Origin of the sequence: Arthrobacter sp. STN4, from assembly GCF_024539665.1 — a bacterium.
In the GTDB taxonomy this organism is placed as follows: Bacteria; Actinomycetota; Actinomycetes; order Actinomycetales; family Micrococcaceae; genus Specibacter.
Window position 1 is genome coordinate 80,793 of record NZ_JAKZGX010000010.1, and the last position, 19,816, is coordinate 100,608.

General features: G+C 68.3%; 16 protein-coding genes. 8 read left to right on the forward strand and 8 right to left on the reverse strand.

From position 1 onward, the window contains the following. Positions 1-50: 50 nt before the first annotated feature. Genes scpB through MMF96_RS09690 form a run of 3 tightly spaced genes read right to left on the reverse strand, consistent with a single transcriptional unit; the run spans position 51 to position 2,567 of the window. Positions 51-719 (reverse strand): SMC-Scp complex subunit ScpB, encoded by a 669-nt coding sequence (gene scpB, locus MMF96_RS09680; protein WP_256883416.1) that lies wholly within the window; start codon positions 717-719, stop codon positions 51-53. Positions 720-730: 11 nt separating this feature from the next. Next, on the reverse strand, positions 731-1,702 hold the full coding sequence (locus tag MMF96_RS09685; RefSeq protein ID WP_375141422.1) for a segregation and condensation protein A: 972 nt from the start codon (positions 1,700-1,702) through the stop codon (positions 731-733). After that, positions 1,686-2,567, reverse strand: coding sequence for an AAA family ATPase (locus tag MMF96_RS09690; RefSeq protein WP_176617444.1), 882 nt, complete (start codon positions 2,565-2,567; stop codon positions 1,686-1,688). Before MMF96_RS09690 ends, MMF96_RS09685 begins: the two co-directional genes overlap by 17 nt. A 175-nt stretch (positions 2,568-2,742) precedes the next feature. Between MMF96_RS09690 and MMF96_RS09695 the strand changes: the two genes are divergently transcribed. Together MMF96_RS09695 and MMF96_RS09700 are read left to right on the forward strand one after the other, a co-directional pair. Then, positions 2,743-3,477 (forward strand): ABC transporter ATP-binding protein, encoded by a 735-nt coding sequence (locus MMF96_RS09695; RefSeq protein ID WP_176617445.1) that lies wholly within the window; start codon positions 2,743-2,745, stop codon positions 3,475-3,477. Positions 3,478-3,481: 4 nt separating this feature from the next. Beyond that, on the forward strand, positions 3,482-5,155 hold the full coding sequence (locus MMF96_RS09700) for a DUF6297 family protein (RefSeq protein WP_256883417.1): 1,674 nt from the start codon (positions 3,482-3,484) through the stop codon (positions 5,153-5,155). A 494-nt stretch (positions 5,156-5,649) separates the two neighbouring features. Here MMF96_RS09700 and MMF96_RS09705 read toward each other — a convergent pair whose 3' ends face one another. Then, on the reverse strand, positions 5,650-6,999 hold the full coding sequence (locus tag MMF96_RS09705; RefSeq protein ID WP_176617447.1) for a cation:dicarboxylate symporter family transporter: 1,350 nt from the start codon (positions 6,997-6,999) through the stop codon (positions 5,650-5,652). Positions 7,000-7,131: 132 nt separating this feature from the next. Here MMF96_RS09705 and MMF96_RS09710 point away from each other — a divergent pair, with 132 nt between their 5' ends. Together MMF96_RS09710 and MMF96_RS09715 are read left to right on the forward strand one after the other, a co-directional pair. Then, complete coding sequence (locus MMF96_RS09710) at positions 7,132-8,811, forward strand: ATP-binding protein (protein ID WP_256883418.1); 1,680 nt, start codon at positions 7,132-7,134, stop codon at positions 8,809-8,811. Continuing rightward, entirely contained in the window at positions 8,808-9,518 is a 711-nt protein-coding gene (locus tag MMF96_RS09715) for a response regulator (protein WP_256883419.1), read from the forward strand. The genes MMF96_RS09710 and MMF96_RS09715 overlap by 4 nt, the downstream gene beginning before the upstream one ends. Here MMF96_RS09715 and MMF96_RS09720 read toward each other — a convergent pair. Beyond that, positions 9,515-10,783 (reverse strand): MFS transporter, encoded by a 1,269-nt coding sequence (locus tag MMF96_RS09720; RefSeq protein WP_256883420.1) that lies wholly within the window; start codon positions 10,781-10,783, stop codon positions 9,515-9,517. The two genes, MMF96_RS09715 and MMF96_RS09720, sit on opposite strands and share 4 nt — an antisense overlap. A 96-nt stretch (positions 10,784-10,879) precedes the next feature. On the opposite strand from MMF96_RS09720, the gene MMF96_RS09725 reads away from it, so the two are divergent. After that, positions 10,880-11,470 (forward strand): TetR-like C-terminal domain-containing protein, encoded by a 591-nt coding sequence (locus MMF96_RS09725; protein WP_256883421.1) that lies wholly within the window; start codon positions 10,880-10,882, stop codon positions 11,468-11,470. A gap of 10 nt (positions 11,471-11,480) precedes the next feature. On the opposite strand, the gene MMF96_RS09730 is transcribed toward MMF96_RS09725, so the two are convergent. The 3 genes from MMF96_RS09730 to MMF96_RS09740 form a co-directional block, all read right to left on the reverse strand. Next, a complete protein-coding gene (locus MMF96_RS09730; protein ID WP_176617452.1) occupies positions 11,481-12,722 on the reverse strand; it encodes a beta-ketoacyl-ACP synthase II in 1,242 nt (413 codons plus the stop codon). Beyond that, complete coding sequence (locus tag MMF96_RS09735; protein ID WP_256883422.1) at positions 12,719-14,410, reverse strand: class I adenylate-forming enzyme family protein; 1,692 nt, start codon at positions 14,408-14,410, stop codon at positions 12,719-12,721. The genes MMF96_RS09730 and MMF96_RS09735 overlap by 4 nt, the downstream gene beginning before the upstream one ends. 136 nt (positions 14,411-14,546) lie before the next feature. Beyond that, on the reverse strand, positions 14,547-16,460 hold the full coding sequence (locus MMF96_RS09740; protein WP_256883423.1) for a propionyl-CoA synthetase: 1,914 nt from the start codon (positions 16,458-16,460) through the stop codon (positions 14,547-14,549). Between the two features lie 203 nt (positions 16,461-16,663). On the opposite strand from MMF96_RS09740, the gene MMF96_RS09745 reads away from it, so the two are divergent. Genes MMF96_RS09745 through prpB form a run of 3 tightly spaced genes read left to right on the forward strand, consistent with a single transcriptional unit; the run spans position 16,664 to position 19,802 of the window. Continuing rightward, the gene (locus MMF96_RS09745; RefSeq protein ID WP_256883441.1) at positions 16,664-17,305 is read left to right on the forward strand and encodes a GntR family transcriptional regulator; all 642 of its coding nucleotides are present in this window, start codon (positions 16,664-16,666) and stop codon (positions 17,303-17,305) included. A 46-nt stretch (positions 17,306-17,351) separates the two neighbouring features. Next, positions 17,352-18,872 (forward strand): MmgE/PrpD family protein, encoded by a 1,521-nt coding sequence (locus MMF96_RS09750; protein WP_176617456.1) that lies wholly within the window; start codon positions 17,352-17,354, stop codon positions 18,870-18,872. Next, positions 18,873-19,802 carry a methylisocitrate lyase gene (gene prpB / locus MMF96_RS09755; RefSeq protein WP_256883424.1) on the forward strand — a complete coding sequence of 310 codons (930 nt, stop codon included), beginning with the start codon at positions 18,873-18,875 and terminating at the stop codon, positions 19,800-19,802. Positions 19,803-19,816 lie beyond the last annotated feature (14 nt).

The following is a 19,816-nucleotide window of genomic DNA, read 5'->3' on the forward strand; positions in this document are numbered from 1 at the left end:
GTGCATGACGGGGCAGGTCCCTTGCGGGTCCTTGGGCGGAAGGGGCGGGGCTAAAGGCTGGCGTCATCAAAGTCATGAAGGTTTTCCAGGCCAGGCAGGTGTTGTGCAATGTGCGGCAAATCATCCACGCTCCCAATCCCCAACCGTTCCAAAAAGTACGCTGTGGTGCGGTACAGGAATGCCCCTGACACCGGGTCGGTGCCCACTTCCTCAATCAGGCCGCGTTGCGCGAGCGTCCTCACCACGGAATCCACGTTCACGCCACGGATGGCCGAAACACGGGCCCGCGAGACCGGTTGGCGGTAGGCAATCACCGCCAAGGTCTCCAAGGCCGCCTGCGTGAGCCGGGCCGTTTGGCCGTCCACAACAAACTGTGACACGATCCCGGAATATGCGGCCCGTGAATAAACACGCCATCCCCCGGCAAGCTGCCGCAGTTCAAAGCCGCGCACCGGCAAGGTGCCACCGTCCCTAGTATAGCCGTCGTACTCGCGGGCCAGTTCGTGCAACAGCTCACGCACCCTGGCCGTCGGCAGGCCCACGACGGCGGCCAGCTGCTCCTCCGTGACGGGCTCGTCCACCACCATCAGCACCGCCTCGAGCGCCGCCCGGACCCCGCCGGGGCTGTCCTCGACGCCCGCGTGGCCGGGGGCGCTCCCGGGGCCGCCGTCGGGGCCGCCGTCGGGGGCAGGATCCGGCGGCAGGTCTTCCAAGCTCATGGTGCGGCCTTTCATGCTGTCGGCTGGGCGTGGTCAAGGGGAAGGAAGGCGTCGGACCGGCCGGGTTCGCCGTCGTCGTCAAAGTCGCTGGCCGTGGGCCCGGCGTGGCGGGCGCCCGCGCTCCAGTGCACCAGCAGCTCCCCCAGCGGGCTGGCCTGGTCAAAGGAAATGACGGCGTCGCGGAAGAGTTCCAGCAGGGCCAGGAAACGGGCAATCACCACCATGTTGTTCTCCGCGCCGGCGCTCAGGGCACGGAAGGACAGCGGCCGCCCCGTCCACCCTTCGGCGGCGGGATCGGCAGGGTCCGGCATGCCGGCGGTCAGCAGGGAGGTGACGATCATGGCCTGTTCCCGGACGCTGACGGGGGCAATGTGCAGGTGGGCCAGGCCCACTTCCGTGGGCGCTGCCTGCTTCGGCTCCATGGCCCGGGCCGCCAATTCGGCGAATTGTTCCGGGGTGTGGCGCCACACCAGTTCCGGCAGGAGCGCGGCAAAGTGCGGTTCCAGGCCCGCCATCCGGGGATACCGCCGCGCCTCGCGCTCCAGTTCGTCACCGAGCAGGAACGCCACTTCCTTGAACGCCTTGTATTGCAGGAGCCTGGCAAACAACAGGTCGCGTGCCTCCAAGAGGGCCAGGTCGTCGTCGTTTTCCACCTCGCCGGCGGGCAGCAGCCGGGCGGCCTTGAGGTCAAGCAGGGTGGCGGCAAGGACCAGGAACTCGCTGGCCTCATCCAGGGCCCATTCCCCGCCGGGTTCCTGCAGGGCCTTCAGGTAGGCGATGAACTCGTCCGTGACCGTGGCGATGGCCACGTCCGTGATGTCCAGTTCATGTTTGGAAATGAGGCCCAGGAGCAGGTCGAAGGGTCCGGTGAAGTTCTCCAGCCGGACCTCAAAGCGTGCCTTGCCCGGAGCGGCTTCAGGAATCGGATCCTGCGCGGTCGGGCTGTGCGGCGGTGCGGCGTCCAGTTTAGGGTGCGCCGCCACGGGCGATCAGCTCTTTGGCCAGGCGGCGGTAGGAGTCGGCGCCCTGGTGGTTGCTCGCAAACGACGTGATGGGCTCGGCCGCCACGGACGCGTCGGCAAACTTGATGGTGCGCTTGATGACGGTCTCAAACACCTTGTCGCCAAATGCCTCCACCAGCCGTGCCAGCACCTCGCGCCCGTGGAGGGTCCGCGCGTCGTACATGGTGGCCAACACGCCGTCCACCTGCAGGCGGGGGTTCAGGCGGTCGGTGACCTTGTCGATGGTTTCCACCAGCAGGGCCACGGCACGCAGGGCAAAAAATTCGCAGATGAGCGGGATGATGACGCCGTGCGCCGCGGTGAGGGCGTTGACGGTCAGCAGGCCCAGGGACGGCTGGCAATCGATCAGGACCACGTCGTAGTCGTCCTCGACCTTGCGCAGCGCACTGGCCAGGACCTGCTCGCGGGCCACCTCGTTGACGAGCTGGACTTCCGCCGCGGAAAGGTCGATGTTGGCCGGCAGGATGTCGATGTTCTCGATGTCGGTGTGCAGGATGGCCTCGCGGATGTCCACCTTGCGGTCCATCAGCACGTTGTAGACGGTGATGTCCAGCTCGTGCGGGTTGGTGCCCAGCCCGGCGGACAGCGCGCCCTGCGGGTCGAAGTCCACCAGCAGCACCCTGCGCCCGGACTCGGCCAGCGCGGCGCCGAGGTTGATGGTCGACGTCGTCTTGCCCACCCCGCCCTTTTGGTTCACCATCGCGATGACGCGGGCAGGGCCGTGGGACGTGAGGACGGGGGGCTCCGGAAATTCGGTCAGGGGCCGTCCGGTCGGTCCCAAAACGTCTTCGCCCGCGAGTGCCGTTGCACCCTGCTCGTTGCTCACCTGTCAGTCCACACTTTCGCCGCTGTGTTGATTTTTTACCGCTGCCATCCCCTACGTTACCGGGTGGGTGTGGCATGTTTTGGACATTTGCCCGCTTTCAACTTTGAGCCTTGACTCTCAACTTGAGCCTGAATGTTGAGGGTGTGGTCGGGTGGCCAGCCTATACTTCGGATTGATGAGCAACCCTAAGAAACCTTCCCCGAAAAGTTCCGAACGCCGCAAGGACGTGGTCCGTGCCGAAAAGCTGCAGGCCGGCTACGGCACCAAGGCGGTGTGCGGCGTGGTCAGCTTCAGCCTCCACGCCGGGCAGGCCCTGGCCCTGGTGGGGCCCAACGGCGCCGGCAAGTCCACCGTGGTGAAAACCGTGGTGGGCCAGCTCGAGGCCGTCTCCGGCACCGCCTTGATCAACGGGGACGAGGTGGACGACAGGACCCTGGACTTCCGGCGCGAGGTGGCCGTGGTGTTCGACGACGACGCCTTCTTCCCCGCCCTCACGGTTGAGGAACACCTGGCCATTGTCTCAGCCGGGCATGGCGTGCACGACGTCGAGGAAGTCATTGCCTCCGAACTGGACTTCTTCGGGCTGGGCCAGCTGGCCAAGTCCCGTCCCTACAACCTCTCTTCCGGCCAGCGCCGCCGCATGCTTCTGGCATCCGCTTTCGTGCGGCCGCGTTCGCTGCTGGTGCTCGACGAGCCCGAACAGCGCCTGGACACCGGCATGCGGCACCGGCTCGCCGAACGCCTCCGCGCCGAGGTCGACGCCGGGCTGGCCCTCCTGGTGGTGACCCACGACCCCGACTTCCTCTCCACCGTGGCCACCAAGGCGCTCTTCATCGCCGATTCCATCCACTCAATGACCCCGGCCCAGGCGGCCGTGGCCATCTCCTCCGAAAACCCGCACGTTGACTAGCCACATGACCATGGAAACCAGCGACCGCTTCAATGCCAGGGAAATTCGGCAGTACACCTTCCGGGCGGGACTGAGCCGCACCGAGGGCGGCGTCATGGAGCTGGTCTCCGAGGCGTACACCTTCGTGCTGGGCGGGCTGACCCTGCTCACCATGGCCGGTGCCATCATCGTGGGCCTGCGCAACAGCCTGGGCGTGGGCCACGAGTCCGCCCTCGCCGCCACCGTGGTGGCCCCCGGCTTCCACTCGGTCACTCTCCTCCAGGCCAGCGCCACCGTGATGATCACCCTCGCCGCGGCGCTGCTTGCCGTGGAGATGACGGTCGGCCCCATCACCATGACCCTGCCTCAGACGGCGTGGTGGCTGGGGCTGCCGGTCAGGCGCCGGGGCTTCATCCAGCCCGGCTTCCTCAAGTCGCTGATCTGGCCCGCTGCGGCAGCCGTGGTGGTTGTCATCCCGGTGGCCCTCGGCATGGCGTCGTCTCCCACACCGGGCCGGATAGCCCTCGCCGTGCTGTGCGGCATCGGGCTGGGCTGGCTGCTTTACGGGCTGGCCGCGTGGTGCCAGATCACCAACACCGGCGGCTGGCTGAAGGTGCTGACCGGGGTGGTGACCCTGGTGGCACCGCTGACCCTCGTGGGCACGGCGCTGTACAACAACACGGCCGGAACGGGCGCCATTACCGGGGCGCAGACCGCGTGGTTGGAATACCTGCCCACCAGCTGGCCGCTGCTGGTTGCCAACGGCGCCCTTTGGCCGCTGGTCATGGTGTTGTTTGCCCTGCTGCTGCTGGCCGGCGTGTACTGGAACCTGGAGCGGATCACCACGGCGAAGCTAAAGGAGGGTGCGGCTGCGGGTGCCTATGTGGCCGGTTCCCTCATGTCCATGGACGCCTCCGAGCTCTCCCGCTCGCTGGGCGGCGGGCGGTCGTCAGGCAATGCCAAGATACGGCTGCCCCTGGTCTTCCACGGCGGCACGGTGTTTTCACGCAGCGTCAAGACCCTGCTCAGCACGCATGCCACCATGGCCCTGCGCTCCCCCTTGTCGCTATTGCGGGTATTGGTGCTCGCTGCCATTCCGGCCAGCCTGGCAGCGGTGCAGTACCTGGGCAATGCCGTGTTGATTGCCGTGGTGCTGTATTTCTGCGCCCACTTTGCCGCCACGTCACTGGGCGCCACGGCACGTTTCGCCAACGGCAACCCGGCCGTGGACATGCTCATGCCGCTGCCGGCCAAGATTGTCCGCAGGGTGCACTATGTCTGGCCGGCCGTCGGCATGACGGTGTGGGCCGCGGTGTGCTTCGGCCTGCTGCTCGCCCTGGGTGTCGGTTCCCCGTCCCTGCTGGTGCTGGCCATCCTGGCCGGCCCCGGGCTGGGCGGGGCGACCTTGCGCGCAGCGTTCCGCCCCGCACCCGACTGGAACATGCCGGCCGTGGCCACAGCATCCGGCCCCATCCCGACCGGCGCCGTGCGGGCCTTCCTGGTGGGCCCGGACCTGACACTGATTTCACTGCTGCCGGTGCTGATCTGCCTGATTTCCGGCGGCGTGCCCCCCATCGCCTTCCCCGCCCAGCTGGGGTTGACCCTGATCGCGTATGCGTGGGGCACGCACGTGCGCAAGCCAAAGTCGGCAAAGTCCGGCGGCCTGTTCGGCATGCCGCCGGTGCCCGTCCAAAAGTAGCGCGGCCCGGACTGCGCGCATAAGCGTCCATGCCCGCTTCCCTTATGCGCCGGACCCGGGCCGGGTTTGGCGCAGCTCGTCCACCGGCGCCAAACCCGTGGCGGGTCCGGCGCACAAGAAAAGCGGCCCCAGCTTATGCGCCAAACCCGCCCGCCAGTCCGGCGCAGAATGTCCGGCGACGGTGGGAGCAGCCGGGATTTCACGCACCCGACTTTATGCGCCGAATTCGGCAGGGAGTTTTGCGCAGAAGGTTCCTCGGCTTCCCTTATGCGCCGGACCCGGGCCGGGTTTGGCGCAGCTCGTCCACCGGCGCCAAACCCGTGACGGGTCCGGCGCACAAGAAAAGCGGCCCCAGCTTATGCGCCAAACCCGCCCGCCAGTCCGGCGCAGGGTGGGAGGGGCGCGGGCCGGGGTCCCGGCGTCGTGCTTCCCCTGAAAACAAAAAGCGGGCGGCCGCCCTTCGAAAAGGGAGGCCGCCCGCTCTTGTGCAGAAGCTACACTCCGGCGGGTACCCGCTCGTCCTCGAGGGGGGCGTCGGCTTCCACTGCGTGGCCGTCGGCTTCGAGGGACAGCTCGTCGAAGGGGCGGCGGCCTGACAGCACTGCCCGGGCCTGGTCGATGTCCAGCTCGCGGGTCCACTTGCCCACCAGCAGCGCGGCCACGGCATTGCCGGTGAAGTTGGTCAGCGCGCGGCACTCGGACATGAACTTGTCGATGCCCACGATCACGCCCATGCCGTCGAGCAGGATCGGCTTGTGGGCCTGAAGCCCGGCGGCGAGGGTGGCCAGGCCGGCGCCGGTGACACCGGCGGCGCCCTTGGAGGCGATCACCATGAAGACCAGCAGGCCGATCTGCTCGCCAAGGTTCATCGGCATGCCCATGGCGGTGGAGATGAAGATGGAGCTCATGGTCAGGTAGATGGCGGTGCCGTCAAGGTTGAAGGAGTAGCCGGTGGGGACGGTGATGCCCACCACGGGCTTGGAGACGCCCACGTGTTCCATCTTGGCAATGAGGCGCGGCAGGGCGGATTCTGAGGAGGAGGTGGCGAAGATCAGCAGGTATTCGCGGGCCAGGTAGCGCATCAGGGCGAAGATGTTCAGGCCCGTGACCACACGCAGGATGGAGCCGAGGATGACCACGATGAACAGGGCGCAGGTCAGGTAGAACGCGCCCATGAGGATGGCCATGGAACCGATGGCGGCCCAGCCGGTGGCACCGACGACGGCGGCGATGGCACCGAAGGCGCCTACAGGGGCGACCCACATGATCATCATCATCAGCTTGAAGACCACTTTTTGGATGTTCTTCACGGCGTTGAGCACAGGCTCGCCGGCCTTGCCCATGGACTGGAGCGCGAAACCGACCAGCAGGGCCAGCACCAGGGTGGGGAGCACGGGGATGTCGCCGGGGATCATGTCCAGCAGGAATTTCACGGTTTCGCTGTCACCGGAAGCGGCAGCCGACTTGTAGGGCTGCAGGTGCAGGCCGGCGCCGGGGTGGACGATGTTGCCCACCACCAGGCCGATCGCGAGCGCCACGGTGGACATCACCATGAAGTAGACCAGCGCCAGGCCGCCCACCTTGCCGACCGTTGCGGCCTTGGCGATGGATCCCACGCCCAGCACGATGGTGCAGAAGATGATGGGGGCGATGATCATCTTGATCAGGGCGATGAACATGGTGCCGAGCGGCTTGAGCGACTTGCCGACCTCGGGGGCCATCAGCCCTATCGCGGCACCCAGCACCACCGCTGCGATCACGGCAACGTAAAGCCAGTGGGTCTTGTCCATTTTGCGACGTGCGGGCTTGGCCATGGCGGCTGTCCCCCCTCGTTGAGAGCTCATTGTCATTCCTTGTGGTCTTCGGTGGTTAATATTGAAAAGGTGCGGCGTGCGATCCGTCTCACATAAGAGTGCCCGCAGGCGTGACTTATCTCACGGTTGCGTTCATATTGGTCGCATGAAAGGGTCATCCGGATGTTTTTGCGGTTTTGGCGTGGCTGGAGCCTGGCCCGGCGGCTGTTCACCGCCAACCTGCTCTTTGTGCTGGTGGTGACCGCGGGCGTGGCCACCGTCATGGTGGTCGACGCCGGCTCCCGCACCTACGACCAGACCCGCCAGCGCATGCTGTCCGTGGCGACGGCGCTGGCCGATTCGCCCCTGGTCCTGCAGGCCGCGAAAATGCCCCATCCGACGGCCGTCCTGCAGCCCTACGCCTTGTCCGTGATGCACGACGCAAACGTTGACTTTATTACCATCATGGACCCGGACGGCATCCGCTGGACCCACCCCAACCCGGCCGAGATCGGCAAGCCCTATGTGGGCTCCATCGCCCAGGCACAGGCAGGCCATACGTATTTTGAGACGACGGCGGGAACCCTTGGCCCCTCCGTGCGCGTGATTGTTCCCATCAAGGATGCCGCCGGCACGGTGCGGGGCATGGTGGCTGCAGGGGTGACCGTCAGCAACGTCCAGGTCCTCGTCGCGGCCAAGCTTCCTTCGGTGCTGGGGCTGGCTGCGGCGATGCTGCTGGCCGGCTCGCTGGCGGCGTGGCTGCTGGGCAGGTATCTCAAGCGCGTGACGCTGGGCTGGGGCCCGGAGGAGCTGGCACAGTTGTTTGCCTACTATGAATCAGTGCTCCACTCCGTGCGCGAGGGACTGGTCCTGGTGGACACGCGCGGGGAAATTGTCCTCTACAACGACCACGCGGCACTGCTCCTGGGCATGGACGCCCCGTCCGGCCGGCCCGCGCGGAGCCTTTCGGCCAATGCGGCGGCGGGCGCCCCTGCGCTGGACTCGCTGGCCCTCCCGGAGTCCCTCCGGGAGCTGTTGCGCAGCGGCCGCACCGCCACCGACGAGGTCCACCTCGCCGGCAACCGCCTGCTGGTGGTGAGCCAGCGCCCCGCCCTGGCCCCGGGCAGCAGCGCAGCCGGGGCCAGCGCCGGCACGGTGGCCACCCTCCGGGACCACACCGAACTGACCACCCTGGCCGGAAGCCTGAGCAGCACCCAGACACTGGTGGAGGCCCTGCGCTCCCAAACCCACGAACACGCCAACCGGCTCCATGCCATCACGTCCCTGATCGAGCTGGACCGCGCCCGCGAAGCCCTCGACTTTGCCACCGCCGACCTTGCCGACACGGTCCGGCTGGGCGGGGAGTTTGTGGGCACCCTCGACGAGCCGTTCCTGGCGGCACTGCTCGTGGGAAAAGGCGCGCAGGCGGATGAGCGCGGGGTGGGACTGGAACTAAGCGGCTCCGGCACCCTGCCGACGGGCCTGCTGGACGCCAGGGAACTGGTGACCCTGCTGGGCAACCTGGTGGACAATGCCATCGACGCAGCGGCCGGGCATTCGCCCAACCCCATGGTGTGGGCCGACCTGCTGGTGGCCGACGGCACGCTCACCATCACCGTCGCGGACAACGGCCCGGGGCTGCCCACCACCGACCTGGATGTCCTGGGCCGGATCGGCACCACCGGCAAGGCATCGGTGGCACCGGGAGGGCGCGGCTACGGGATTGCCCTGATCCGCCGCGCCACCGCCGCACTGGGAGGCACCATCACGGCCGAAAACGACGCCGGCGCGGTCATGACGGTCGTCGTGCCCCTCGCAGCCGCCCCTGCGGCACCCACCACAGGAACAGAGGAAAACACATGAGCGGACCCCAGCCCATCCGGGTGCTGGTGGTGGACGACGAGCCCATTGCCCTGGCAGCGCACGCCGACTATGTGCGGCGCCTGGACGGTTTCGAGGTGGCCGCGACGGCCGGCGGGATGGGCGCGGCGCTGGCCGTGCTCAACGACCCGGCCACGCCCGCCATCCAGCTGGTGCTGCTGGACATGAACCTGACCGACGGGCACGGCCTGGACCTGCTGCGGCGCATCCACGGGCTGGGCCTGGTGCCCGACGTGGTGGCCATTACGGCCGTGCAGGAAATCCAGGTGGTACGCTCCGCCATCGCGCTGGGCATCACGGCGTACCTGATCAAGCCGTTCACCTTCGCCGCGTTCCGGGAAAAGCTGGAAAGCTACCGGGGCTACCATTACGCGCTGGCGGACCGCTCGCACACCAGCCAGGATGCCATCGACAGTGCGCTGTCCGCCTTGCGGCCCAGCGGGAAGCTGCTGCTGCCCAAGGGGATGCTGCCGGAGACGCTCCGGGCCGTGGCCGACTGGCTGCGGGAGCAGGATGTGGCGGCGTCCGCCACGGAGGCGGCCGCGGGACTGGCGATGTCCCGCGTCACGGCACGGCGCTACCTTGACCACCTCGTGGAGACCGGCTCCGCCGCAAAGGCGCCGCGCCACGGCTCCCCCGGCAGGCCGGAACTTGAATACCGCTGGCTCCACCCCCGCGCTTTGGGCTAACGGCTCCGGGCCGCAGCCGTGCCGGCGCCCACCACGCCGCGATCCTGGATGCGGCGTGCAGACGTTCGCGATCGCACAAGCAGGCAGAGGAGCACGAACAGGGCCAGGGCCATGACGGCGCCGGTGTAGCCGACCGCGGTCGGCGTCAGGCCGGCCCTGCCGGCCACGGCTCCGGCTGCGACGGCGGGCACGCTGTTGGCCAGGTAGCTGGCCACATAGATGGCCGACAGCAGCCCGGCCCGCTCATGCGCGGCAACCAAGGGCATGAGGATGCGCAGCACGCCGAGAAAGCCGGCGCCAAAGCCGGCACCGGCGACCACGATGGCGGCGAAGTACGCCCCGGTCGAATGCAGGATGAGCGCCGGTATGCTGGCGGCCAGGCCAACGAACAGGGCAGCCATGCCGAGGGCGAGCACTTGATGGGAGCGGGCATTACCCAGCAGCAGGCTGGCGAGGCAGCCGGTTCCGGTCAGCGCCGCGATGATGAGGCCGGTGAGCACCACGGCATCCGGTCCGGCCATCGACCGGACCAGGCTCGGACCGAGGGCAAGGATGAGCCCGCCCAGGGCCCAGGTGGCCACCGCGCCGGGCAGCACCCAGAGTGCCGTGCGCCGCGTGGCCCGGGGGAAGTGGACGCGGGGCCGGAGTGAGGCGAGGGCCCCGGGGATGCGGGTGACGGTTTCCGGGCCGAGCGCCGTCCCGGCCAGCTGCAGCACGAGCAGTGCCAGCAGGACCACGAAGATCAGGTGCACCGACCCGGGGGCCGAGGCGACAACCAGGCTGGCGGCCACGGCGCCGACGGCCAGGCCGAGCGTGGGGCCCGCACCGTTCAGCACCGTTCCCAGACCCGGGCGGACGGCCGTTTCGAGTTCAATGAGGTAGGCGCCGAGGGCACCCATCGCCGTGCCGGTGGCCAGGCCCTGCAACAGCCGGGCCGCAATCAGGTCCACCTGGCTGCCGGCAAGCATGAACACCAGCATCGAAATGATCTCCAGGCACAGGGCCGCGAGCAGGACCGGTCGACGTCCCAGATGGTCCGACAGTGCACCCACGGTGAGCAGCGCGCCGAGCAAGGCCAGCACATACGCGGCAAAAATGACTGTCAGCACCACCGGCGGAAACCCCCACTGCGCCTGGTAAACCGGGTACAGGGGGCTCGGTGCGCTGGATGCGGCCATCAGCACCACCAGCACTGAAGCCTGCACCCAGAATGCGGCGCGGTGCGAAAGGACGGAGCGGCGCAATGCCGCGGGGACGGGAGTCATGTGAACCTTACGGGGAGGAAAAACGCGAAATCTTTGCGAAACACAGGCTAGACCCGGTGCCGGAAAATCGCAAATAAATTGCGTTATGATAAAGCCGTGCCCACTTCCGATCCCCGCCCGAATGGCCGTGCGGCCCGTGTCCAGCAGGCCGTGCACGATGCCGTCAGGTCCCTCCAGTCCCGAACGGACCGTCAAGACATCAGCGTGCCCAGGGTGGCGGCATTGGCAGGCGTGGCACCCTCGACCGTCTACCGGCGGTGGGGGGACCTGAACCAGCTGCTCGCCGATGTCGCCGTGGCGCGGCTGCGGCCGGAGGGCCCCCCGGACACCGGTTCCGTCCACGGCGACCTCACTGCCTGGGCGGAGCAGTACATTGAGGAGTCGGCCACGCCCACGGGACGGGCCTTCCTGCGCGACATGGTTTCCGGCGGCCCCGAATGCACCAGTGCATGGCGCGGCGGAGAGTATGCACGCGAACGGATCGAGATGATGCTCCAGCGCGGCCGGCGCCGTGGCGAGACCGTGCCCGACATCGAGGACATCGTGGACCTGCTGCTCGCCCCGATCATTTACCGGATCCTGTTCGAGCCCGCGGTGCCCCCTGCCGGAATGGCCCGGCGCCTGGCGGACCGGCTCTTTGCCCGGAACGCAGCCGGTTGGTCCGGGCAGGCAGCACGGGGCACCTGAACGCTGCCGGTCACACGGCGGAGAAGGCCACCACGCAGTTTTGCCCGCCGAAGCCGAATGCGTTGGTCACGGCGTGCCGCACGGCCATGCCGCGTGCCTCGTTGGGCACATAGTCCAGGTCGCATTCCGGGTCCGGGTCGGTGTAGTTGATGGTGGGCGGCACGACCGACCCGGCGATGGCCCGCACGCACACCAGCGCGCCCAGGGCACCGGCGGCCCCGATGAGGTGGCCGGTCATGGACTTGGGCGCCGTGACGGCGAGTGCCGCGGCATGGCTGCCAAAGGCCTGGTGGATGGCGGCGGTTTCGGTTTTGTCGTTGGCCTTCGTCGAGGTGCCGTGGGCGCAGACGAGTTCGACGTCGGACGGGTCCAGCCGCGCCTTCGCCAGCGCCTTCGCAATGGCCTTGGCCGCATAGGTGCCTGCCGGTTCGGGGGCAACGATGTGGAAGGCGTCGGCCGTCATGGCGCCGCCGGAGACCTCGGCGTAGGCGCGGGCACCGCGTGCCCGGGCGTCGGAGAGCCGTTCCAGCGTGAACACGACGGCGCCTTCGCCAAACACAAAGCCGTTGCGGCCGGCGTCGAACGGGCGGGAGGCCTCCTGCGGGTTGTCGTTGCTGGTGGAGAGCCCGCGCATGGCGGTGAGCCCGCCAAACATGACGGGCGTGATTGCGGCATCGGCGCCGCCGGCCACCACCACGTCCGCGTCGCCGTCCAGCAGCAGCCGCCGGGCCTCCAGCAGCGCGTGGGTGCCGCTGGCGCAGGCCAGGGCACTGGCGTTGACCCAGCCGTGCACGCCCAGGTCGATCGCCACCTCGCAGGCGGCCATGTTGGTCAGCGAAGAGGCCACAAAGCTGGGGCTGACGTACCGGGCCCCGCGACCGTCCAGCACGTGCACGGCCTCCTCGATCTCCGGGAAGCCGGACACGGCGCTGTTGATGACGACGGCGGCCTCGACGCCTTCCAGCGTGGTCCCCAGCCCGGCATCGGACATCGCCTCGCGGGCTGCGGCGATGGCCAGCTGCGTGCAGCGCGAGGACCGGTTGAGCCGCTTGACCGGCAGCAGGCCGGCCGGGTCGAAGCCCTTGACCTCCGCGGCGATGGTGGTGCTGAACCCATTGGCGTCGAACGCGGTGATGGTGTCCACGCCGCTCTTGCCGGCCAGCAGTGCTTCCCAGGTCAGCGGCGCCGTGTTGCCGAGCGGGGTGATGGCGCCGATGCCGGTGATGACGACGCGCCCGCTTGCCTCCGTCACTGGCCTTCACCGCTTCCCGCACCCTGCCCGGCGGCTTTGGCGGGCTTCTGGAACAGCCCCGCCGCGGCGTCGGCCTCGGCCTGCCGTGCCAATTGGTAGTGGATCTTTTTGCCCGTCGCGGTCTGTGGCACTTCCGTGACGAACGCGTAGGCGCGGGGGCGCTTGAAGTTGGAGAGCTCCGGGCTGGCCAGGCAGTGGCGTTCGAGTTCGTCGGCGGTGAGGCCGGCGTCCTGGGGGATCACATAGGCCACCACCCGCTGGCCCCAGCGCCCGTCCGGCAGGCCCACCACGACGCTGTCGTGCACGCCCGGGTGGGAGTTGAGGACTTCCTCGACCTGGACGGGATGGATGTTTTCGCCGCCGGAGATGATCATGTCGTCCTTGCGCCCCACAATCGTGATGAACCCGTCCTCGTCCCAGGTGCCCAGGTCGCCGGAATACAGCCAGTTGTGCACGAACTTTTCCTCGTTGACCTGGGGCAGGTTGGCGTAGCTGAACCCGGACTTGGGCGTGCGCATGATGATCTCGCCCTGCTCGGTGTTGTCCCGGGCGGCCAGTTCCTCCGGTTCCGCGCGCCGGTCGGGGAAGACCTTGACGATGGCGACGTCGTCGTCGGTGCATGCCCGCCCGGCCGTGCCGGCATGCTCCGGCAGGTCCTCGGGGCGCAGGAAGGTGTTCCAAAAGGCCTCGGTGGTGCCGTAGCCGTTGAAGATGCGGGGAGTGAGCAGTTCCTGGTACCTCAGCACGGCCGCCCGTTCCAGCGGGGCGCCCATCGTCACGATGCCACGCAGCCCGGACAGGTCACGCGGCCTGCGCTCCTGCTCATCGGCCAGCATGCCCGCCGTGACGGGGGCGCCGACCAGGAAGGTGATCCCGTACTTCTCCACCCAGTCGAGGGCGGCCGCGGGGTCAAAGGTGCGCATCGGGACCACGGAGCCGCCCACGTAGAACAGCGGGTTCGGCCCCCCGGAATACAGGCCGCCGCGGTGGAACCAGGGCGTCATGTTCAGCGTCCTGTCGTGCGGGGTGAGCGGGAAGTGCATGATGACGTCATGGGCGCTCATCACCTCAACAATGGAGGGCAGCGACACGCCCTTGGGCCGTCCGGTGGTCCCTGAGGTGTACAGCCGGGTGGTCTCCCCATAGCTCGAGGGCTGCCCCGTGCGCCGCTGCGGCCCGTCCGGCGCCGCGGCCATTGCCTCGGCCAGGGTGCGCACCCCGGAGGCGGCACCGGCCCCGTTCCCCCCGCCCGCGACGGTGAGCAGGGCGGCGGCGGAGCCGGACGTCTTGACGGCCGCGAGCGCATCCACTGCCACGGCGTCGTCGAAGATGAACACGGCCGGCGTGCTGTCGGCCAGGATGATGGCGGTTTCCCCTGCTGCCAGGCGGAAATTCATGGGGACGCCGACGGCCCCGATGCGTTGGGTGGCCAGGTAAAGGAAGGCGAACTCGACACCGTTGTAGAGCTGGTAGGCCACGCGGTCCCCCGCCTTGACGCCGAGTTCCAACAGCACGGCGGACACCTTGTCAACGGCGGCGTCCAGCTCGGCGTACGTCCACTCACGGCCGGCGGCGGGGTCCACGATGGCCACCTGCCTGCCGAAGCGGCCCACGTTGCGGCGGAAGCCGGCGTCGTAGGTGAACTCGTGCTCAAAGTAGTCCTTGAAACGGCTTGCGTCGTACGCCATGGAAGGTCCCCTTCGCCGGGCCCGTCGCGCGCGGCGGGCATTGCTATGGCGCCCGCCGATCCCACCGGCCGGGGCGCCCTTGATTGCACCCTACTCCCGCACCGGGCTACGTCAAACTTGCCACACGGGGCCCGTCTCAATGGACGGGATGGTCCGCGCCACGCAGGATCGGCACGAGGTTTTCGATCACCGACCTGTCCTCAATGGTGGACGGCACCGTGTAGTCGTCGCCGTCGGCGATCTGGCGCATGGTCTTGCGCAGGATCTTCCCGGAGCGGGTCTTGGGCAGTGCATCGACGATGGTGGCGTTCTTGAAGTCGGCCACCGGCCCGATCTCCTTGCGGACCAGGGCCACGAGTTCCTTCTGCAGCACGTCCGCTTCGATCGCCACCCCGCTCTTGAGCACCACATACCCCACGGCCTTCTGGCCCTTGAGTGTGTCCGCCACGCCGATCACGGCACATTCGGCCACGGCCGGGTGCTTGCCCACCACCTGTTCGATGGCGCCGGTGGAGAGCCGGTGGCCGGCGACGTTGATGACGTCGTCGGTGCGGCCCATGACAAACACGTAGCCGTCTTCGTCGACGTAGCCGGAGTCGCCTGTGGCGTAGCAGCCGGCAAAGGCGCTGAGGTAGGAGTCAACGTAGCGCTGGTCGTCGCCCCACAGGGTGGTGAGGGTGCCCGGCGGCAGGGGCAGCGACAGCACAATGTTCCCTTCCTCCCCCGCGGCCACGGGCTCCCCCATGCCGTCCACGATGCGCAGGTCGTAGCCGGGCATCGGCAGCGTGGGCGATCCCGCCTTGATGGGCAGCGGCTCGAGTCCGCGCGGGTTGCCCACAATGCCCCAGCCGGTTTCGGTTTGCCACCAGTGGTCCACCACGGGCACCGCGAGCACCTTCGACGCCCAGTGGAAGGTGTCGGTGTCCAGGCGTTCCCCGGCGGTGAACAGCGTTTGGAGGCTGCCGAGGTCGTAGTTCTTCAGCAGTTCCGCCTCCGGGTCCATCTTGCGGATGGCGCGCAGCGCGGTGGGCGCGGTGAACAGCGCCTTCACCTTGTGCTGGTCGATGACGCGCCAAAACGCCCCGGCGTCGGGGGTGCCCACGGGCTTGCCCTCGTACATGAGGGTCGTGGCGCCGGCGAGCAGCGGCCCGTACACGATATAGGAGTGGCCGACCACCCAGCCGACGTCCGAGGCCGTCCACCACACCTCGCCGGCGTGGATGTCGTAGAGGTTCGCCATGGTCCACAACAGTGCGACGGCGTGCCCCCCGTTGTCCCGGACCACCCCCTTGGGCGTCCCCGTGGTCCCGGAGGTGTACAACACGTACAGCGGGTCCGTGGACTTGACCGCCACCGGTTCCGCCGGTTGGGCCCCGGCGAGCGCCGCGTCCCAGTCCACGTGGTTCCAGGCCAGGGCGGCCGGGTCCGTGGCAAAGCCGTCGCGGTGCTTGACGATGACCGGCAGCTCCGGTGCGCCGGCCGTGGCCAGGGCCTCGTGGACGGTGGGCAGGTATTCAACATGGCGGTTCGGTTCCAGCCCGCCCGAGGTGGTCACCACCACCTTCGGTGCGGCGTCCTTGATGCGCACGGCCAGCTCATTGGCTGCAAAGCCGCCAAACACCACCGAGTGCACGGCGCCGAGGCGGGCGGTGGCCAGCATGGCGATCGCGGCCTCGGGGATCATGGGCAGGTAGATGACCACCCGGTCCCCCTTGCCCACGCCCTGGCTGCGGAGCACGCCGGCGAACGCCGCCACGGCGGCCGTCAGTTCGCTGTACGTGTAGCTGGTGGTTTTCCCCTGCATGGCGGAATCGTGGATGAGCGCCGGCTGGTCCCCGCGTCCTGCGTCCACGTGGCGGTCCAGTGCGTTGTAGCAGGTGTTCAGCTCGCCGTCCGGGAACCAGCGGCTGATCGGGGCATCGGAGCCGCTGTAGGCCTGCGCCGGCGGCACCGACCAGTCCACGGCCTGCGCGGCGTCCAGCCAAAACCCTTCCGGGTCCGCGAGGCTGCGGCGGTATGCCTCGGTGTATTTACGGCCATTCCGGGACATGGGGGTCCTCCATCCAGACTGATGTGATGCTTGTCATGCTAACGGGTGCGGACGGACGGACGCAAGGGTTTTTGTATACACAGTTGAGGAATTTTTTAGAATATTCCGGCAATCACTACCCAATCCATGCCGCTATGTATACACTGATGAAAGCGACGGCAGGCAGCCGGCGGATCCTGGACAACGGTGGGACGGAGCAGCTCATGCGGGCAGGCGAGAAGGCATATGCCACCTTGCGCAGCGACATTGTGAGCTGGAAGCTGCCGCCCGGCACAGTGCTGGCCGAGGTGGAGCTGTCCGAACGCCTGGGCGTCTCCCGCACCCCGGTCCGGGAGGCCCTGGCACGGCTGACCGCCGAGGGCCTGGCCGAGCCGCAAAGCGGCCGCGGCACGGTGGTCAGCGGCATCTCGCTGGACCGTGTGGAGGAACTGTTTGAACTGCGCTCCGCCCTGGAGTGCCGGGCCGCTGAACTGGCAGCCCGGAACCGGGACCCCGAGGTGTTCCTGGAGCTGCACCGCTTGCTCGGCGACGCCGGCCGGCTCATCACCGAGGCGGACCCGACGCGCCATGACTACTACCGGCTGGCCGGCGACCTCGACGCCGCCATCGACACGGCTGCCGGAAACCACTACCTGGCGCAGGCCCTGAAAAGCCTGCGCGTGCACCTGGTGCGTGTGCGCAGGCTGTCCAAGGACAACCCCGCACGCCTGCGCGACGCCGCCAGGGAACATGCCGACATCGCCCTGGCGATCGCCAACGGCAACGCCACCGTGGCCAGTGCGGCCACGACGGTCCACCTCGACAACAGCCTCCGCCACCTGTTGGAGGGCGGCGCAACCCCCTGACCCCGTTACCTGCCCGTTCAGCCACCCCTCTTTGAAAAGGAATCCCATGGTTACCCAGCACACCGTCCGCGTTTACAAGAGCGAAGAAAACCTGCCCCGCGAGGACCAGCTCGCGTACAAGATCGCCAAGGTCGCCGCCGATCCCGTGGCCGTCACTCCCGAAGTGGCGGACATGATCATCAACCGCATCATTGACAACGCCTCCGTCGCCATCGCTTCCCTGAACCGCGGGCCCATCGTCGCCGCCCGCGCCCAGGCACTCACCCACGCGCCGTCGACCGGCGGCTCGGGCGCCAACGTCTTCGGCATCACGGAGAAGGTCTCCCCGGAATGGGCGGCGTGGGCCAACGGCGTGGCCGTGCGCGAACTGGACTACCACGACACCTTCCTGGCTGCCGAGTACTCCCACCCGGGCGACAACATCCCGCCGATCCTCGCCGTGGCCCAGCACACCGGCGCCTCCGGTGCCGACCTCATCCGCGCCATCGCAACCGGCTACGAGATCCAGGTGGACCTGGTCAAGGCGATCTGCCTGCACAAGCACAAGATCGACCATGTGGCGCACCTGGGCCCGTCCGCCGCCGCCGGCATCGGCACCCTGCTGGGCCTTGAGGTGGAGACCATCTTCCAGGCCGTGGGCCAGGGGCTGCACACCACCACCGCCACCCGCCAGTCACGCAAGGGCGAAATCTCCACCTGGAAGGCGCACGCGCCGGCCTTCGCCGGCAAGATGGCCGTTGAGGCTGCCGACCGCGCCATGCGCGGGCAGACCTCCCCCGTGCCGATCTACGAGGGCGAGGACGGCGTCATCGCCTGGCTGCTGGACGGCCCGGACGCGCAATACACCGTGCCGCTGCCCGCCGACGGCGAGGCGAAGCGTGCCATCCTGGACACCTACACGAAGGAACACTCCGCCGAGTACCAGGCGCAGGCGTGGATCGACCTGGCCCGCAAGCTGCACGGCGGGCACCCCGAGGCCACCGACCCGGCCAACGTCAAGTCCGTGCTGATCAAGACCAGCCACCACACCCACTATGTGATCGGTTCCGGCGCCAACGACCCCCAGAAGTACGACCCCACCGCCTCGCGCGAAACCCTGGACCACTCCATCCCGTACATCTTCACGGTGGCCCTGCAGGACGGCACGTGGCACCATGTGGACTCCTACTCCCCCGAGCGGGCCGGCCGACCCGACACCGTGGCGCTGTGGCACAAGGTCACCACGGAGGAGGACGCCGAGTGGACGCGCCGCTACCACTCACTGGACATCGCGGAGAAGGCCTTTGGCGGCTCCGTGGAGATCACGCTCAACGACGGCACCGTCATCACCGACTCCATCGCCGTGGCCGACGCCCACCCGCTGGGCGCCCGCCCGTTTGCCCGCGAACAGTACATCAACAAGTTCCGCACCCTGGCCGCCGGCCTGGTCGAGGAGGCCGAGATCGACCGCTTCATCGCCGCTGCCGAAAACCTTCCCAACCTGGCCGCCGGGGAACTGGGCCAGCTGAACATCACGGCGGCGCCAGGCGTCGTCGATCCCGCCGCCGCACCGAAGGGGCTGTTTTAAATGCTGTATTCAAAGAAGACCGCCGAAGAGAAGCGCCGGGACCTGCGGGACATGCTGGTCCCGGGGGCGGCACGCCAGTTCCCCGGCGCGTTCAACCCGCTCTCGGCCCGCCTGATCGAGGAAAAGAAGTTCGACGGCGTCTACATCTCCGGCGCGGTCCTCGCCAACGACCTGGGCCTGCCCGACATCGGCATGACCACCCTGACGGAGGTGGCGGCCCGCGGCGGGCAGATCGCCCGCATGACGGAGCTGCCCTGCCTGATCGACGCGGACACCGGCTTTGGCGAGCCGATGAACGTGGCCCGCACCATCCAGGAGCTGGAAAACGCCGGCCTGGCCGGCTGCCACATCGAGGACCAGTTCAACCCGAAGCGTTGCGGCCACCTGGACGGGAAGAACATGGTGGACCTGGACACGGCCGTCAAGCGCATTGCGGCCGCGGCAGATGCCCGCCGGGACCCGAACTTCCTCATCATGGCCCGCACGGACCTGCGCGCCGTCGAAGGCCTGGACGCGGCCATCGACCGGGCCAAGGCCCTCGTGGACGCCGGTGCCGACGCCATCTTCCCGGAAGCCATGAAGGACGTGTCCGAGTTTGAGGCCGTGTGCAAGGCCGTCAACGTGCCCGTGCTGGCGAACATGACGGAATTTGGCAAGAGCGAGCTGTTCACCCGCGACGCGCTGGCCGGGGCGGGGGTGGCCATGATCATCTACCCGGTGACGCTGCTGCGCAGCGCCATGGGCGCCGCAGAACGGGTGCTGGACGCCCTGGCCGCCGACGGCACGCAGGAGGCTGCGGTCCCGGACATGCTGACTCGCGCCCGGCTCTATGAACTGGTTGACTACGAGGCGTATAACCAATTTGATACGGGCATTTTCAACTTCCAGGTCCCGGGCCTGGACATCACCACCAACAACGCCAATCTCTGAAGAAGGAGCATCCA

What these genes read in the sequence shown, in the direction of transcription:
- scpB (WP_256883416.1), bottom strand. Translation starts at nt 719, where the DNA reads ATGAGCTTGGAAGACCTGCCGCCGGATCCTGCCCCCGACGGCGGCCCC.
- MMF96_RS09695 (WP_176617445.1), top strand. Translation starts at nt 2,743, where the DNA reads ATGAGCAACCCTAAGAAACCTTCCCCGAAAAGTTCCGAACGCCGCAAG.
- MMF96_RS09700 (WP_256883417.1), top strand. Translation starts at nt 3,482, where the DNA reads ATGACCATGGAAACCAGCGACCGCTTCAATGCCAGGGAAATTCGGCAG.
- MMF96_RS09705 (WP_176617447.1), bottom strand. Translation starts at nt 6,999, where the DNA reads ATGAGCTCTCAACGAGGGGGGACAGCCGCCATGGCCAAGCCCGCACGT.
- MMF96_RS09710 (WP_256883418.1), top strand. Translation starts at nt 7,132, where the DNA reads ATGTTTTTGCGGTTTTGGCGTGGCTGGAGCCTGGCCCGGCGGCTGTTC.
- MMF96_RS09715 (WP_256883419.1), top strand. Translation starts at nt 8,808, where the DNA reads ATGAGCGGACCCCAGCCCATCCGGGTGCTGGTGGTGGACGACGAGCCC.
- MMF96_RS09720 (WP_256883420.1), bottom strand. Translation starts at nt 10,783, where the DNA reads ATGACTCCCGTCCCCGCGGCATTGCGCCGCTCCGTCCTTTCGCACCGC.
- MMF96_RS09735 (WP_256883422.1), bottom strand. Translation starts at nt 14,410, where the DNA reads ATGGCGTACGACGCAAGCCGTTTCAAGGACTACTTTGAGCACGAGTTC.
- MMF96_RS09740 (WP_256883423.1), bottom strand. Translation starts at nt 16,460, where the DNA reads ATGTCCCGGAATGGCCGTAAATACACCGAGGCATACCGCCGCAGCCTC.
- MMF96_RS09745 (WP_256883441.1), top strand. Translation starts at nt 16,664, where the DNA reads ATGCGGGCAGGCGAGAAGGCATATGCCACCTTGCGCAGCGACATTGTG.
- MMF96_RS09750 (WP_176617456.1), top strand. Translation starts at nt 17,352, where the DNA reads ATGGTTACCCAGCACACCGTCCGCGTTTACAAGAGCGAAGAAAACCTG.
- prpB (WP_256883424.1), top strand. Translation starts at nt 18,873, where the DNA reads ATGCTGTATTCAAAGAAGACCGCCGAAGAGAAGCGCCGGGACCTGCGG.